General features: G+C 63.4%; 15 protein-coding genes. All 15 read left to right on the top strand.

Translation table 11 applies throughout. From position 1 onward, the window contains the following. Window positions 1-64: 64 nt before the first annotated feature. The 15 genes from JN756_RS23335 to fliN all read left to right on the top strand — a co-directional run bounded on the left by JN756_RS23335 (window position 65) and on the right by fliN (window position 14,798). The gene (locus JN756_RS23335; protein ID WP_201022322.1) at window positions 65-1,276 is read left to right on the top strand and encodes a sensor histidine kinase; all 1,212 of its coding nucleotides are present in this window, start codon (window positions 65-67) and stop codon (window positions 1,274-1,276) included. Window positions 1,277-1,282: 6 nt separating this feature from the next. Further along, window positions 1,283-2,659 (top strand): sigma-54-dependent transcriptional regulator, encoded by a 1,377-nt coding sequence (locus JN756_RS23330; RefSeq protein ID WP_017845376.1) that lies wholly within the window; start codon window positions 1,283-1,285, stop codon window positions 2,657-2,659. Between the two features lie 131 nt (window positions 2,660-2,790). Further along, window positions 2,791-3,120: a flagellar hook-basal body complex protein FliE gene (gene fliE / locus JN756_RS23325; RefSeq protein WP_046382518.1), complete on the top strand. Its 330-nt coding sequence runs from the start codon at window positions 2,791-2,793 to the stop codon at window positions 3,118-3,120. A gap of 16 nt (window positions 3,121-3,136) precedes the next feature. Continuing rightward, on the top strand, window positions 3,137-4,915 hold the full coding sequence (gene fliF, locus JN756_RS23320; protein ID WP_017845378.1) for a flagellar basal-body MS-ring/collar protein FliF: 1,779 nt from the start codon (window positions 3,137-3,139) through the stop codon (window positions 4,913-4,915). Next, the gene (gene fliG / locus JN756_RS23315; RefSeq protein ID WP_010563975.1) at window positions 4,908-5,927 is read left to right on the top strand and encodes a flagellar motor switch protein FliG; all 1,020 of its coding nucleotides are present in this window, start codon (window positions 4,908-4,910) and stop codon (window positions 5,925-5,927) included. Before fliF ends, fliG begins: the two co-directional genes overlap by 8 nt. Before the next feature lie 10 nt (window positions 5,928-5,937). Next, window positions 5,938-6,702 carry a flagellar assembly protein FliH gene (gene fliH, locus JN756_RS23310; protein WP_017845379.1) on the top strand — a complete coding sequence of 255 codons (765 nt, stop codon included), beginning with the start codon at window positions 5,938-5,940 and terminating at the stop codon, window positions 6,700-6,702. Beyond that, complete coding sequence (gene fliI / locus JN756_RS23305; protein ID WP_017845380.1) at window positions 6,692-8,050, top strand: flagellar protein export ATPase FliI; 1,359 nt, start codon at window positions 6,692-6,694, stop codon at window positions 8,048-8,050. Before fliH ends, fliI begins: the two co-directional genes overlap by 11 nt. 3 nt (window positions 8,051-8,053) lie before the next feature. After that, complete coding sequence (gene fliJ, locus JN756_RS23300) at window positions 8,054-8,503, top strand: flagellar export protein FliJ (protein ID WP_017845381.1); 450 nt, start codon at window positions 8,054-8,056, stop codon at window positions 8,501-8,503. Between the two features lie 120 nt (window positions 8,504-8,623). After that, window positions 8,624-8,929, top strand: a complete 306-nt coding sequence (locus tag JN756_RS23295) for an STAS domain-containing protein (protein ID WP_017845382.1) — start codon at window positions 8,624-8,626, stop codon at window positions 8,927-8,929. Then, on the top strand, window positions 8,926-10,644 hold the full coding sequence (locus JN756_RS23290; protein WP_177032100.1) for an ATP-binding SpoIIE family protein phosphatase: 1,719 nt from the start codon (window positions 8,926-8,928) through the stop codon (window positions 10,642-10,644). The genes JN756_RS23295 and JN756_RS23290 overlap by 4 nt, the downstream gene beginning before the upstream one ends. 30 nt (window positions 10,645-10,674) lie before the next feature. Then, entirely contained in the window at window positions 10,675-11,019 is a 345-nt protein-coding gene (locus tag JN756_RS23285; RefSeq protein WP_017845384.1) for an Hpt domain-containing protein, read from the top strand. A gap of 97 nt (window positions 11,020-11,116) precedes the next feature. Continuing rightward, window positions 11,117-12,505 (top strand): flagellar hook-length control protein FliK, encoded by a 1,389-nt coding sequence (locus JN756_RS23280; protein ID WP_201021420.1) that lies wholly within the window; start codon window positions 11,117-11,119, stop codon window positions 12,503-12,505. Between the two features lie 290 nt (window positions 12,506-12,795). Then, entirely contained in the window at window positions 12,796-13,296 is a 501-nt protein-coding gene (fliL, locus tag JN756_RS23275; RefSeq protein WP_017845386.1) for a flagellar basal body-associated protein FliL, read from the top strand. 9 nt (window positions 13,297-13,305) lie between these two features. Further along, window positions 13,306-14,274: a flagellar motor switch protein FliM gene (fliM, locus tag JN756_RS23270; protein ID WP_017845387.1), complete on the top strand. Its 969-nt coding sequence runs from the start codon at window positions 13,306-13,308 to the stop codon at window positions 14,272-14,274. Window positions 14,275-14,330: 56 nt separating this feature from the next. Next, complete coding sequence (gene fliN / locus JN756_RS23265; RefSeq protein ID WP_017845388.1) at window positions 14,331-14,798, top strand: flagellar motor switch protein FliN; 468 nt, start codon at window positions 14,331-14,333, stop codon at window positions 14,796-14,798.

Genomic DNA, 14,798 nt, shown 5'->3' with positions numbered 1-14,798 from the left:
CGGGTATTGCTACAGCCCTCGCAACGTTCCGTTTAACTGACGGTCAGCCAAGCGAGAGAGCATGATGCCCCACGCCGCCCAACTACCTTCGGCCCCTGAACTCCAGGGGCCTGTCCCGTCCGCCGAACAGCTCAGCCGGCATGGCCTTGAGCAGGCGTTCTCGCTGTTCAGTCAGATGTCCAGCCAGTTGACCGACTCCTACAGCCTGCTGGAAGCGCGGGTCTCCGAACTCAAGGGCGAGTTGGCGGTGGTCAGTGCCCAGCGCATGGAAGAGCTGGCCGAGAAAGAGCGCCTGGCCAACCGTCTGCAGAACCTGCTCGATCTGTTGCCTGGCGGTGTGATCGTCATCGACGACCAGGGCCGTGTGCGCGAAGCCAACCCGGCCGCCTGCGACCTGCTCGGACTGCCGTTGGAGGGCGAACTGTGGCGCCATGTCATCAGCCGCTGCTTCGCGCCGCGTGAAGATGACGGCCATGAAATCTCCCTCAAGGATGGGCGCCGCTTGTCCATCGCCACTCGCTCCTTGGACGCGGAGCCCGGTCAACTGGTGCTGCTCAACGACCTGACTGAAACCCGTCACCTGCAAGACCAACTGGCGCGCCATGAGCGCTTGTCGTCGCTGGGTAGGATGGTCGCTTCTTTGGCGCATCAGATCCGCACGCCGTTGTCGGCGGCGTTGATCTACGCCAGTCATTTGACTGATGAGCAATTGCCCGCCGACACCCACCAGCGTTTTGCCGGACGCCTCAAGGAGCGCTTGCATGAGTTGGAGCACCAGGTACGCGACATGCTGGTGTTTGCCCGCGGCGAATTGCCGCTGACCGACCGCATCACGCCGTCCGGCCTGATGCAGGCGTTGCAAGCGGCGGCCGCCACCCATGTGCAGGACGCCAAGGTGCGCTGGCAGTGCGACAGCCACCAAGGCGAATTGCTGTGCAACCGCGACACCCTGGTGGGCGCGCTGCTCAACCTGATCGAAAACGCGACCCAGGCCAGCGGCCCCGGTGCGCGGCTCAAGGTGCATGTGTACGCCCGTGCGCAAACCCTGCGCCTGTGCATCAGCGACAGCGGTAGCGGTATCGAGCCGCAGGTGCTGCAGCGCCTGGGCGAACCGTTTTTCACCACCAAGACCAACGGTACGGGCCTCGGCCTGACGGTGGTCAAGGCTGTGGCGCGCGCCCATCAGGGAGAATTGCAGCTGCGTTCCCACTTGGGGCGTGGCACTTGTGCATTGATGACCTTGCCGCTGTTTTCATGCGCGGCAAGCGCGGAGTAAAAGGCTATGGCTATCAAGGTTCTGTTGGTGGAAGACGATCGTGCCCTGCGTGAGGCATTGGCTGACACGCTGCTGCTGGCGGGCCATGACTATCGGGCGGTCGGTTCTGCCGAGGACGCCTTGGCGGCGGTGGAGCAAGAGGCCTTCAGCCTGGTGGTCAGCGACGTGAACATGCCTGGCATGGACGGCCATCAGTTGCTCGCGCTGCTGCGCGCACGCCAGCCGCAGTTGCCGGTGCTGCTGATGACCGCCCATGGCGCCGTCGAGCGCGCAGTGGATGCCATGCGCCAGGGCGCGGCGGATTACCTGGTCAAGCCGTTCGAGCCCAAGGCGTTGATCGAGCTGGTGGCGCGGCATGCCCTGGGGGTGATTCCTGTCGGCGAGGCAGACGGCCCGATTGCTTTTGAGCCGGCCAGCGCACAATTGCTGGAGCTCGCGGCCCGCGTGGCGCGCAGTGATTCCACCGTGTTGATTTCCGGCGAGTCGGGCACCGGCAAGGAAGTGCTGGCGCGCTATATCCACCAGCAATCGGGGCGCGCCCAGCAGCCCTTTATCGCGATCAATTGCGCGGCGATCCCCGACAACATGCTCGAAGCCACGCTGTTCGGCCACGAAAAGGGCTCCTTCACCGGCGCTATCGCGGCCCAGGCGGGCAAGTTCGAGCAGGCCGACGGCGGTACCATCCTGCTCGACGAAATTTCGGAAATGCCCCTGGGTTTGCAAGCCAAACTGCTGCGGGTGCTGCAGGAGCGTGAAGTGGAGCGGGTCGGTGCGCGCAAGCCGATCCAGCTGGATATCCGCGTGGTCGCCACCACCAACCGCGACCTGGCGGGTGAAGTGGCGGCGGGGCGCTTTCGTGAAGACTTGTTCTACCGCCTCTCGGTATTCCCCCTGGCTTGGCGCCCGCTGCGCGAACGCCCGGCGGACATCATCCCGCTGGCCGAGCGCCTGCTGAACAACCACGTCAAAAAAATGAAGCACGCTCAGGCGCGGCTGTCGGCCGAAGCCCAGGCATGCCTGATCGGCTACCCCTGGCCCGGCAACGTGCGGGAGCTGGACAACGCCATTCAGCGCGCGTTGATTCTGCAACAGGGCGGCTTGATCCAACCCCAGGACTTCTGCCTGGCCATGGGCAGCGGCGCCGCGCCGTTACCGAGCCTGGCGCCCGCGCCGCTGGTCGCCGAAGCCGAATCCGCCGGGGCCCTGGGCGACGATCTGCGCCGCCGTGAATTCCAGATGATCATCGACACCCTGCGCGCCGAACGCGGCCGCCGTAAAGAAGCGGCCGAGCGCCTGGGCATCAGCCCACGCACCCTGCGCTACAAGTTGGCGCAGATGCGGGATGCGGGAATGGACGTGGAAGCTTATCTGTTTGCTATCTGAGCGGTAACAAGGTCGACAAGTTTTGTCGCCTTTTCTTACAGGTTGATACAGAGCTGGCACCCTTGTTGCTACCACCCCTAGTAACCGCTGCGTAGTGTCAAAAAATTGCGGGTCGTCGGAGAGAGAAGGTCATGAGCCAGGGTATTGAGTTCAATCGGTTGATGTTGGATATGCGCTCCATGCAAATGGACGCCATGGCTCAACCGAAATCCGTCGCACAAGCGCCGGAATTGGGCCAAAGCAGTTTCGCCGATATGCTCGGCCAGGCCATCAACAAAGTCAGTGACACCCAGCAAGCCTCCAACCAGTTGGCGACCGCGTTCGAGATCGGCAAGAGCGGCGTGGACCTGACCGACGTGATGGTCGCTTCGCAGAAAGCCAGTGTGTCCTTTCAAGCCTTGACCCAGGTGCGCAACAAACTGGTCCAGGCTTATCAAGACATCATGCAGATGCCGGTTTAAGGACGAGATTTAAGTCATGGCAGAAGCAGTCGTGGACAACGTACCCGCCAAGACAGACGGCAAGCCGCCGCTGTTTGGCCTGTCGTTCCTGGAAAACCTCTCGGAAATGACCATGCTGCGTCAGGTGGGCCTGATGGTCGGCCTGGCGGCCAGCGTGGCGATTGGTTTTGCTGTGGTGCTGTGGTCGCAGCAACCCGATTACCGGCCGCTGTACGGCAGCCTGGCCGGTATGGACTCCAAGCAGATCATGGAAACCCTGGCCGCCGCCGACATCGCCTACACCGTGGAGCCCAACTCCGGGGCACTGCTGGTCAAGGCCGATGACGTCGCCCGGGCGCGCATGAAGCTGGCCGCCGCCGGCGTGACCCCGTCCGACAGCAACATCGGTTTCGAGATCCTCGACAAGGACCAGGGCCTGGGCACCAGCCAGTTCATGGAAGCCACCCGCTACCGTCGTGGCCTGGAAGGCGAACTGGCGCGCACCATCTCCAGCCTCAATAACGTCAAGGGCGCGCGGGTCCACCTGGCGATTCCGAAGAGTTCGGTGTTTGTGCGCGACGAGCGCAAGCCAAGTGCCTCGGTATTGGTCGAACTGTTTTCCGGCCGCTCCCTGGAGCCTGGCCAGGTGTTGGCGATCATCAACCTGGTGGCCACCAGCGTTCCCGAATTGAGCAAGTCGCAAATCACCGTGGTCGACCAGAAGGGCAACCTGTTGTCCGACATGGCCGAAAACTCTGCGCTGACCCAGGCCGGCAAGCAGTTCGACTACAGCCGCCGCATGGAAAGCATGCTCACCCAGCGTGTCCACAACATCCTGCAACCGGTGCTGGGCAACGACCGCTACAAGGCTGAAGTGTCCGCCGACGTGGATTTCAGCGCTGTCGAGTCGACCTCCGAGCAATTCAACCCGGACCAGCCGGCCCTGCGCAGCGAGCAGTCCACCAGCGAACAACGCACCGCCAGCAACGGCCCGCAAGGCGTACCGGGTGCCCTGAGCAACCAGCCGCCGGCCCCGGCCTCGGCACCGCAAACCACCGGCGGCGCTGCCGCGACCGCGGGCGCCATCGCTCCCGGCCAGCCACTGTTGGACGCCAACGGCCAACAGATCATGGACCCGGCCACCGGCCAGCCGATGCTCGCTCCGTACCCGGCGGACAAGCGTAACCAGTCGACCAAGAACTTCGAACTCGACCGTTCCATCAGCCACACCAAGCAGCAACAGGGCCGGATCAACCGCCTGTCGGTGTCGGTGGTGGTCGATGACCAGGTCAAGGTCAACGCCGCTGACGGCGCCGTCACCCGCGCACCGTGGAGCGCCGACGAATTGGCGCGCTTCACCCGCCTGGTGCAGGATGCCGTCGGTTTCGACGCCAGCCGTGGCGACAGCGTCAGCGTGATCAACATGCCGTTCTCCGCCGAGCGTGGCGAAGTGATCGCCGAAGCGGCGTTCTACACCCAGCCGTGGTTCTGGGACATCGTCAAGCAAGTGCTGGGCGTGTTGTTCATCCTGGTGCTGGTGTTCGGCGTACTGCGTCCGGTGCTCAACAACATCACCGGCAATGGCAAGAAACAACTGGCGGCCTTCGCTGGCGGCGACGTCGAGTTGGGTGGCATGGGCGGCCTGGACGGCGAACTGGCCAACGACCGCGTCAGCCTCGGCGGCCCGCAAAGCATCCTGTTGCCAAGCCCGAGCGAAGGCTATGACGCTCAGTTGAACGCAATCAAGAGTCTGGTGGCAGAAGACCCGGGCCGTGTGGCCCAGGTCGTGAAAGAGTGGATTAACGCAGATGAGTGATAATCGAGCCGCTGTTGCCAAACTCACCAAGGTCGACAAAGCCGCAGTCCTGCTGCTGTCCCTGGGTGAAACCGACGCCGCCCAAGTGCTGCGCCACATGGGCCCCAAAGAGGTTCAACGGGTCGGCGTGGCCATGGCGCAAATGCGCAACGTTCACCGTGAGCAGGTCGAACAGGTGATGAGCGAGTTCGTCGAGATCGTCGGCGACCAGACCAGCCTGGGCGTCGGCTCCGACAGCTACATCCGCAAGATGCTCACCTCGGCCCTCGGCGAAGACAAAGCCAACGGCCTGATCGACCGCATCCTGCTGGGCGGCAACACCAGCGGCCTCGACAGCCTCAAATGGATGGAGCCGCGCGCCGTCGCCGACGTGATCCGCTACGAACACCCGCAGATCCAGGCGATCGTGGTGGCGTACCTCGACCCGGACCAGGCCGGCGAAGTGCTCGGCCACTTCGACCATAAAGTGCGCCTGGACATCATCCTGCGCGTATCGTCGTTGAACACCGTGCAGCCGGCGGCCCTGAAAGAACTCAACACGATTCTCGAGAAGCAGTTCTCGGGCAACTCGAATGCTTCGCGCACCACCTTGGGTGGTATCAAGCGCGCCGCCGACATCATGAACTTCCTCGACAGCTCGGTCGAAGGCCAGTTGATGGACTCGATCCGCGAGATCGACGACACCCTGTCCGGCCAGATCGAAGACCTCATGTTCGTGTTCAACAACCTCTCCGATGTCGACGACCGCGGCATCCAGGCGCTGTTGCGCGAAGTCTCCTCCGACGTGCTGGTACTGGCCCTCAAGGGCTCGGACGAAGGCGTCAAGGAGAAGATCTTCAAGAACATGTCCAAGCGCGCCTCGGAACTGTTGCGCGACGACCTGGAAGCCAAAGGCCCGGTGCGCGTCAGCGACGTGGAAACCGCCCAGAAGGAAATCCTCACCATTGCCCGCCGTATGGCCGAAGCCGGAGAAATCGTTCTCGGCGGGAAGGGCGGCGAAGAAATGATCTAAGGCGCCTCGCATGTCGAACAAAGATGAGACGCCCAGCGATCTGATTCGCGCGCGGGACGTGGGCGGGTTCGACATCTGGTCGTTGCCCAGCTTCGATCCGCATGTGCCGGAGCCCGAACCCGAGCCTGTGGAAGAACTGCCGGCGGAAATGGAAGAAGTGCCGCTGGAGGAAGTCCAGCCGCTGACCCTGGAAGAGTTGGAAAGCATCCGCCAGGAGGCCTACAACGAAGGCTTCGCCGCTGGCGAAAAAGATGGTTTTCGCAGCGCCACGCTCAAGGTCCGCCAGGAAGCCGAGGTCGCCTTGAGCGTCAAGCTGGCCAGCCTCGAACGCCTGATGGGCAGCCTGTTCGAGCCCATCGCCGAGCAGGATTCGCAGATCGAAAAAGCCATGGTCGGGCTGGTCGAGCACATCGCCCGTCAGGTGATCCAGCGTGAGCTGGTGCTGGACTCCAGCCAGATCGAAAGCGTCATGCGCGAAGCCCTCAAGCTGCTGCCCCTGGGCGTCGGCAATGTGCGGCTGCACATCAACCCGCAGGATTTCGAACAGGTCAAAGCCCTGCGCGAGCGCCATGAAGAAACCTGGCGCATCGTCGAAGACGCCGATCTGCAGCCCGGTGGTTGCCGCGTCGAGACCGAATACAGCCGCATCGACGCCACTGTGGAAACGCGCATCAGCCAGATCATGGCCCAACTGCTGGATCAGGTCCACGAGCAGCTCCTGAACCCGGCCGAACCGGACATGAGCGTGGACCTGGACGCCGCCGATGCGCCTTGATCGCACCAGCTTCGCCAAACGCCTGGGTGGTTATATCGAGGCCACTGGGTTGCCCGGCCAGCCGATTCTCGAAGGGCGCCTGCTGCGCATGGTCGGCCTGACCCTCGAAGCCGAAGGCCTGCGCGCCGCCATGGGCAGCCGCTGCCTGGTGATCAACGACGACAGCTACCACCCGGTGCAGGTCGAAGCCGAAGTCATGGGCTTTTCCGGCAGCAAGATTTTCCTCATGCCCGTCGGCAGCCTGGCGGGCATCGCCCCCGGTGCCCGCGTGGTGCCGCTGGCCGATACCGGCCGCCTGCCCATGGGCATGAGCATGCTCGGCCGCGTGCTGGACGGCGCCGGTCGCGCGCTGGACGGCAAGGGCGGCATGAAGGCCGAAGACTGGGTGCCGATGGACGGCCCCACCATCAACCCGCTCAAGCGCAACCCGATCAGCCAGCCGCTGGACGTGGGCATTCGCAGCATCAACGGTTTATTGACGGTCGGTCGCGGCCAGCGCCTGGGCCTGTTCGCCGGTACCGGCGTGGGTAAGTCGGTGTTGCTCGGCATGATGACCCGCTTTACCGAGGCCGACATCATCGTGGTGGGGCTGATCGGCGAACGGGGCCGGGAAGTGAAGGAGTTCATCGAGCACAGCCTCGGTGAAGAAGGCCTCAAGCGTTCGGTGGTGGTTGCCTCCCCGGCCGACGATGCGCCGCTGATGCGTTTGCGCGCGGCCATGTACTGCACGCGCATCGCCGAATATTTTCGCGACAAGGGCAAGAACGTCCTGTTGCTGATGGATTCCCTCACGCGTTTCGCCCAGGCCCAGCGGGAAATCGCCCTGGCCATCGGCGAGCCGCCGGCCACCAAGGGGTATCCGCCGTCGGTGTTCGCCAAGCTGCCCAAGCTGGTCGAGCGCGCCGGTAATGCCGAGGCGGGCGGGGGCTCGATCACCGCGTTCTACACCGTGTTGTCTGAAGGCGATGACCAGCAGGACCCGATCGCCGACTCGGCGCGCGGCGTGCTCGACGGTCACATCGTGCTGTCGCGGCGCCTGGCGGAAGAGGGGCACTACCCGGCGATCGACATCGAAGCCTCCATCAGCCGGGTGATGCCGTCGGTGGTCACGCCCGAGCACATGGCCCGCGCCCAGCAGTTCAAGCAGCTGTGGTCGCGCTATCAGCAGAGTCGCGACCTGATCAGCGTCGGCGCCTATGTGGCCGGTGGCGATCGTGAGACCGACCTGGCGATTGCCCTGCAACCGCAATTGGTCACCTACCTGCGCCAGGGTCTCAACGACAACATCAGCATGGGCGAAAGCGAAGCGCACTTGCAGTCCATCTTCGCCCCCGCGCCAGGCGGCTAAGCCATGGCCAGCAGCCGCTCCTCACGCCTGGCCCCGGTGGTGGACATGGCCGAAAAGGCCGAAAAAACCGCGGTCCAGCGCCTGGGTTACTTCCAGGGCCAGGTGCGCCTGGCAGAAAGCAAGCTCGGCGACCTGGAGCGCTTTCGCGGCGAGTACCAGCAGCAGTGGATCGAGCGCGGCACCAAAGGCGTGTCCGGCCAGTGGCTGATGGGCTACCAGGGCTTTCTCAACCAACTTGAGACCGCCGTCGGCCAGCAGCGCCAGAGCCTGGCCTGGCACCAGAACAACCTCGACAAGGCCCGCGAGAGCTGGCAGCAGGCGTATGCCCGGGTCGAAGGCTTGCGCAAGCTGGTGCAGCGCTATATCGACGAAGCGCGGGCGATCGAGGATAAGCGCGAGCAGAAGCTGCTCGACGAGCTGTCCCAGCGCCTGCCGCGGCAGAATCCCTACTAGCGCCAGGCCCGCTGTTCAATGTGGGAAGGGGCTTGTCTCCCATATTTGATTCGCCGTGTTGCCCATAGCCCATTCGCCTGCTACACCTTCTATCTAGACCCATGACAAGGAAGCAGTCACATGTCAGTCGTGTCAGAAGTATCCCTGGATGGGACAAAGTTGACGATTGCAATCAAAGGCCGGTTCGATTTCGGCAGCCACCAGATCTTTCGTGAGGCCTACGAGCGTTTCTACAAGGTGCCGGACGTGTACGTGGTCGACCTGAAGGAAACCACCTACATGGACAGTTCCGCCCTGGGCATGCTCCTGCTGCTGCGCGATCATGCCGGGGGCGATGATGCGGAAGTCCAGGTGATCAACATCAGCTCCGACGTGCGCAAGATCCTCGCGATATCCAACTTCGATAAACTGTTCGATATCAATTGAGCGCTCTGGCTCCGGTCCTCGAACCGCTGACCGTCCTGATCGCCGAAGACAGCGCCACCGACTTGCTGTTGCTGTCGACCATCATCCGGCGCCAGGGCCACCACGTGCTCACCGCCAGCAACGGTGTGGAAGCGGTCGACCTGTTCGCCCGCGAACGCCCGCAACTGGTGCTGATGGACGCCCTGATGCCGGTGATGGATGGCTTTGAGGCTGCGCGCCGGATCAAGCAACTGGCGGGCGAAGCCCTGGTGCCGATCATCTTCCTCACCTCCCTGCGCCAAAGCGAAGCCCTGGCCGAATGCCTGGATGCCGGTGGCGATGACTTCTTGCCCAAGCCCTACAACCCGCTGATCCTCGCGGCCAAGATCAATGCGATGGACCGCCTGCGCCGCCTGCAGGCCACGGTATTGCAGCAGCGCGACCTGATCGCCAAGCACCACGACTACCTGCTGCATGAGCAACGCGTGGCCAAGGCGGTGTTCGACAAGGTTGCCCATTCCGGCTGTATCAACGCGGCGCCGAACATTCGCTACCTGCAATCGCCGTATGCGCTGTTCAACGGTGACTTGTTGTTGGCGGCCTACACGCCGGCGGGTGATATGCATGTGCTGCTCGGCGATTTCACCGGGCATGGCCTGCCAGCGGCGGTCGGCGCGATGCCGTTGGCGGAAGTGTTCTACGGCATGACGGCCAAGGGCTACGGGCTGACGCAGATCCTGCGGGAGATGAACGCCAAGCTCAAACGCATCCTGCCGGTGGACATGTTCTGCTGCGCCGCGCTGTTGTGCCTGAGCACGCAGCGGCGCGTGGTGGAGGTCTGGAATGGCGGCATGCCTGATGGCTATGTACACGAAGTCGCCACCGGCAAGCGGACACCGTTGGTGTCACGGCATTTGCCGTTGGGCGTGCTGTCGGCACAGGCGTTCGAGGATCGTACCGAAGTCTGGCCGATGGCCCTGGGCGACCGCGTGTTTCTGCTCTCCGACGGCGTGCTGGACACCGCCGACGCCAACGAACAGTTGTTCGGCGCCGAGCGCTTGCAGCAGGTGTTTGCCGCCAATCGCGAGCCCGACCGCCTGTTCGAGGATATCGAGCAGGCTCTGGCGGCGTTTTGCGGTGAGGTGCGGGATGATGTGAGCATGGTCGAAATCACCCTGCAGGCCGGCCAGTCGATGCGTGCGACGGGGCCGTTGTACGCCGACAGCGGCCAGTCGTGCCCGTTGGATTGGTCGGTGGGCTTTGAATTCCGCGCCGAGACCCTCAAGCGTTACAACCCGTTGCCCTATCTGCTGCAACTGCTGCTCGAGATCCACGGCCTGCGCGAGCAGAGCGGGGCGCTCTACAGCGTGATGGCCGAACTGTATTCCAACGCTCTGGAGCATGGCGTGCTGGGCCTGGACTCGCGGCTCAAGCGCGATGCCAAAGGGTTCGCGCAGTATTACCGCGAGCGCAACGAACGGCTGATGCAGCTCAACAGCGGTTATGTGCGCGTGCAGGTGCAGGTGGCGCCCACCGTTACCGGCGGCAGGATGAGCTTGCGTATCGAAGACAGCGGCCCCGGGTTCGATGTGGAACAGGTACTGGCGCGCCCGCTGGATGTCGACCGTCTGTCCGGTCGCGGCTTGAGCCTGGTACGGCAACTGAGCAGCGATGTACGCTGGTCCGACGGCGGGCGCAGCGTCTGCGTGGAGTTTTGCTGGGAGGCTCTGGCATAATCCGCCGATTCTTGATCAAGGAGCGAACAAGTGGTTGAGGTTCATCTGGACCCGGACGTGTTATCGGGTTTGCAGGAAGTCATGGAAGGCGAGTACCCCAAGTTGCTCGATACCTTTCTTGATGATTCGCAAAAGCGCGTCGAAGCGCTGCGCAAGGCGCGCGACGATGCCAAGGCATTGGCGCTTATCGCCCATAGTTTCAAGGGCAGCAGTGGCAACCTCGGGGCGGTGCGGTTGGCGCACTTGTGCCAGCGCCTGGAGGTTGAGTCCGTCGAGGCGGCGGCGGACCTGGGGGCCTTGGTCGATCAGATCGATCATGAGTTTGCGCTGGTCAAGCCGCTGTATGAGTCGGAGCGCCAGCGCTTCCAGCTTTAATTTCAGGCGCGGGACGGCTTTTCGATAGGAGCTGGCCCGACTCTTGCTCTATCTCCTGATACTGCATCCCCGATCCCATGCAGTGGAGACCTTACCTATGCCAGTCGCCCCTAATTCGCTCCTTCAGGCTGCCTCCGCGGCCAAGCCTCAAGCGCCTGCCGCCAATCCACCGGCGGCGGCTGCGGAGCCACGGGATAAGGGCCCTGGCTTTGCTCAGGTGTTCGCCAGCCAAGGTTCGAAGCCCTCGGCCAAGGCCGACGACAACTCGGCCAAACCCACGCGCGACAAGCCGGCCGACGCGAGTGCCAAACCGGTTGCCGGCAACGATAAGCCTGTCGCGAACAACGATAAACCTGCCGCCGGTACGCCAGCGGTTGCCGATAGCGGCAAACCCTTGCCTGCCGACCCGCCGGCCAAGCCGGCCGACAGCGCCAGCAGTGATCAAACTCCGCCTGCCGACCCCGCCCTGGCGCAGCAGCCTGCGGCAGACCCGACGGTTGCGCCGGTGGTTGACCCCGCGTTGATTGTCACGGTCACGCCAGTTGCGGTGCCGGTGCCGGTGCCAGTGCCGGTGGAAACGCCAGCCCCGGCCGCCGCCAAGGATGACAAGGCCCAGCCGCTGGTCACGACGCCGTTGGCAGCGACCGATGCGGCCAAGCCAGCCTTCGATCCCACGGCAGACCCTCTGGACGCCCTGCCGGCGGTACGCCTGGCGATGGAGCAGGGCGGCCATGTGTCGGCCAGCAGCCAGACGCCGCAGAAAGCCGCGCCGACGTCCCAGGACCAGCCGACTGTCGCGCAGAACTTCGCCACGGGCCTGGCTAACATGGTGGATCAGCAAGCCAGCAAGGACAGCACCGACCAGGGCGGCGACAAAGCCTTTGGCGGGTTGATCGAGGAAGGCCTCAAGGATTTGAAGGGCGCCAGCAGCGACACCCGTGTCGATGACTTCGCCAACCGCCTGGCCGCGCTGACCCAGGCCGCCACGCCGAAAACCGCCAACGCGTTGCCGCCGGTGACCAACGCACCGCTGGCCATGCACCAGAGCGGCTGGACCGAGGAAATCGTCAACCGCGTGATGTACCTGTCCAGCGCCAACCTCAAGTCGGCGGAGATCCAGCTGCAACCGGCCGAACTCGGGCGCCTGGATATCAAGGTCAACATGACAGCGGACCAGCAGGCCCAGGTCACGTTCATGAGCGGTCACGCCGTGGTGCGTGACGCGCTGGAAAGCCAGTCCGGCCGGTTGCGCGAGATGTTCGCCCAGCAGGGCATGGGGCAGGTCGACGTCAACGTGTCCGACCAATCCCGCGGCTGGCAGGGCCAGGGTCAGAGCCAACAGCAACAGAACCAGGCGAACGGTGTCAGTGGCCGTGGCGGTCGGGGTGACAACGGCGACGTTGCCGATCACGCCGAAGTGGCAGCGGCCGTCGCGCCGGTGACGTCCACCGTGATCGGCTCCAGCGCCGTCGACTACTACGCCTGATTCAGGGCCAACACCGGCCTGAGTGTGGGAGGGGGCTTGCCCCTGATGATCACGACCATTAAGCCTGACCTGAGTCGATCGCAATCCAAAGGTGGGAGGGGGCTTGCCCCCGATGGCGGTGTGCCCGTCAACGGATCGGTCGACTGGAACTCCGCCATCGGGGGCAAGCCCCCTCCCACAATGGATCTGTGGCGTGGCCGCTGTCCTGCTCTGCCTGACAACTCTGGCATAACACTTGCTCTTGCCTTTCCGTAGATCTATGAATCCCCGAATAGTGACGGATTATTGGCATGGCGAAGAGCGACGACGCAGCAAAAGCACCTGCAGGCAAGGGTAAGCTCAAGCTTATCCTGTTGATTGTCCTGGCCCTGGTCCTGGCCATCGGCGCCTCCGTGGGCGGCACTTGGTACATCATGCACAGCAGTGCGAGCAAACCGGCGCCCGCCGCCGAAACTGCCAGTAACGTCAAGCAACCGGCAATCTTCGAACCGATGCTTCCGGCCTTTGTCGCCAACTTCAACCAGAACGGTCGTCAACGCTACCTGCAGGTGAGCATCACCTTGCTGGCGCGCAACCAGGCGGACCTTGATGCGCTCAAGGTGCATATGCCGGTGATCCGCAACAACCTGGTGATGTTGTTTTCCGCGCAAAGCTTCGACAACCTGGCCACCCCGGTGGGCCAGGAAATGCTGCGCCAGAAGGTCACTGCCAGCGTGCAGGAAGTGGCCCAGAAAGAGCTCGGCAAAGTGGTGGTCGAGCAGGCGCTCTTCACTAATTTCGTATTGCAGTAGGATCACCACATGGCCGTGCAAGACCTGCTGTCCCAGGATGAAATCGATGCGCTGCTGCATGGCGTGGACGATGGTCTGGTACAGACCGAAACGGCTGCCGAACCCGGCAGCGTCAAAAGTTATGACCTGACCAGCCAGGATCGCATCGTCCGTGGACGCATGCCGACCCTGGAAATGATCAACGAGCGTTTCGCCCGTTACACCCGCATCAGCATGTTCAACATGCTGCGCCGCTCGGCGGACGTGGCGGTGGGCGGCGTGCAGGTGATGAAGTTCGGTGAATACGTACACTCGCTGTACGTGCCTACCAGCCTCAACCTGGTCAAGATCAAGCCATTGCGCGGCACGGCGTTGTTCATCCTCGACGCCAAACTGGTGTTCAAGCTGGTGGACAACTTCTTCGGCGGCGACGGCCGTCACGCCAAGATCGAAGGCCGGGAATTCACCCCCACGGAACTGCGGGTGGTGCGGATGGTGCTGGAGCAGGCCTTCATCGACTTGAAGGAAGCCTGGCAGGCGATCATGGAAGTCAACTTCGAGTACATCAACTCGGAAGTGAACCCGGCCATGGCCAACATCGTCGGCCCCAGCGAAGCGATTGTGGTGTCGACGTTCCACATCGAACTCGATGGCGGTGGCGGTGACCTGCACGTGACCATGCCGTACTCGATGATCGAGCCGGTGCGCGAAATGCTCGATGCCGGCTTCCAGTCCGACCTCGACGATCAGGATGAACGCTGGGTCAAGGCCCTGCGCGAAGACCTGCTGGACGTCGACGTGCCGCTGAGCGCCACCGTGGCGCGTCGTCAGTTGCGCCTGCGGGATATCTTGCACATGCAACCGGGCGACGTGATTCCCGTCGAGTTGCCGGAAGAACTGATCATGCGCGCCAACGGCGTGCCGTCGTTCAAGGTCAAGCTCGGTTCCCACAAGGGCAACCTGGCGCTGCAAGTGGTGGAGCCGATCAACCGGCGTTGAGTCACCCGTATTGATGCACCCCTATTTATGAATGTTTGCTCCGCCGAGGACATGTAATGGCTACCGAACACGAAAACACTTCCGCCGAAGACCAGGCCCTGGCCGACGAATGGGCTGCGGCCCTGGAAGAAACCGGCGATGTCGGCCAGGACGATATCGACGCGCTGCTGGCGGCCGATGCCTCTACTGCGCCGGCCAGTAACCGCCTGCCCATGGAAGAATTCGGCAGCGTGCCGAAGAACAACGACCCGGTGAGCCTCGACGGCCCGAACCTGGACGTGATTCTCGACATCCCGGTGTCGATCTCCATGGAAGTCGGCAGCACCGACATCAACATCCGCAACCTGCTGCAGCTCAACCAGGGTTCGGTGATCGAGCTTGACCGCTTGGCCGGCGAGCCGCTGGACGTGCTGGTCAACGGTACGCTGATCGCCCATGGCGAAGTGGTGGTGGTCAACGAAAAGTTCGGCATTCGCCTGACCGACGTGATCAGCCCGAGCGAACGCATCAAGAAGCTGCGCTGA

This window comes from Pseudomonas sp. Y39-6 (assembly GCF_023651955.1).
Classification (GTDB): Bacteria; Pseudomonadota; Gammaproteobacteria; order Pseudomonadales; family Pseudomonadaceae; genus Aquipseudomonas; species Aquipseudomonas veronii.
The sequence above is the reverse complement of the archived record's forward strand: the minus strand, read 5'-3'. Positions and strand labels throughout refer to the sequence as shown.

Bases quoted from the DNA above. Each gene is read 5' to 3' on its own strand.
- fliG (WP_010563975.1), top strand. From the start codon at position 4,908: ATGAGTGATAATCGAGCCGCTGTTGCCAAACTCACCAAGGTCGACAAA.
- JN756_RS23295 (WP_017845382.1), top strand. From the start codon at position 8,624: ATGTCAGTCGTGTCAGAAGTATCCCTGGATGGGACAAAGTTGACGATT.
- fliI (WP_017845380.1), top strand. From the start codon at position 6,692: ATGCGCCTTGATCGCACCAGCTTCGCCAAACGCCTGGGTGGTTATATC.
- JN756_RS23335 (WP_201022322.1), top strand. From the start codon at position 65: ATGCCCCACGCCGCCCAACTACCTTCGGCCCCTGAACTCCAGGGGCCT.
- fliM (WP_017845387.1), top strand. From the start codon at position 13,306: ATGGCCGTGCAAGACCTGCTGTCCCAGGATGAAATCGATGCGCTGCTG.
- fliE (WP_046382518.1), top strand. From the start codon at position 2,791: ATGAGCCAGGGTATTGAGTTCAATCGGTTGATGTTGGATATGCGCTCC.
- fliJ (WP_017845381.1), top strand. From the start codon at position 8,054: ATGGCCAGCAGCCGCTCCTCACGCCTGGCCCCGGTGGTGGACATGGCC.
- JN756_RS23280 (WP_201021420.1), top strand. From the start codon at position 11,117: ATGCCAGTCGCCCCTAATTCGCTCCTTCAGGCTGCCTCCGCGGCCAAG.
- fliH (WP_017845379.1), top strand. From the start codon at position 5,938: ATGTCGAACAAAGATGAGACGCCCAGCGATCTGATTCGCGCGCGGGAC.
- fliF (WP_017845378.1), top strand. From the start codon at position 3,137: ATGGCAGAAGCAGTCGTGGACAACGTACCCGCCAAGACAGACGGCAAG.
- JN756_RS23330 (WP_017845376.1), top strand. From the start codon at position 1,283: ATGGCTATCAAGGTTCTGTTGGTGGAAGACGATCGTGCCCTGCGTGAG.
- fliN (WP_017845388.1), top strand. From the start codon at position 14,331: ATGGCTACCGAACACGAAAACACTTCCGCCGAAGACCAGGCCCTGGCC.
- fliL (WP_017845386.1), top strand. From the start codon at position 12,796: ATGGCGAAGAGCGACGACGCAGCAAAAGCACCTGCAGGCAAGGGTAAG.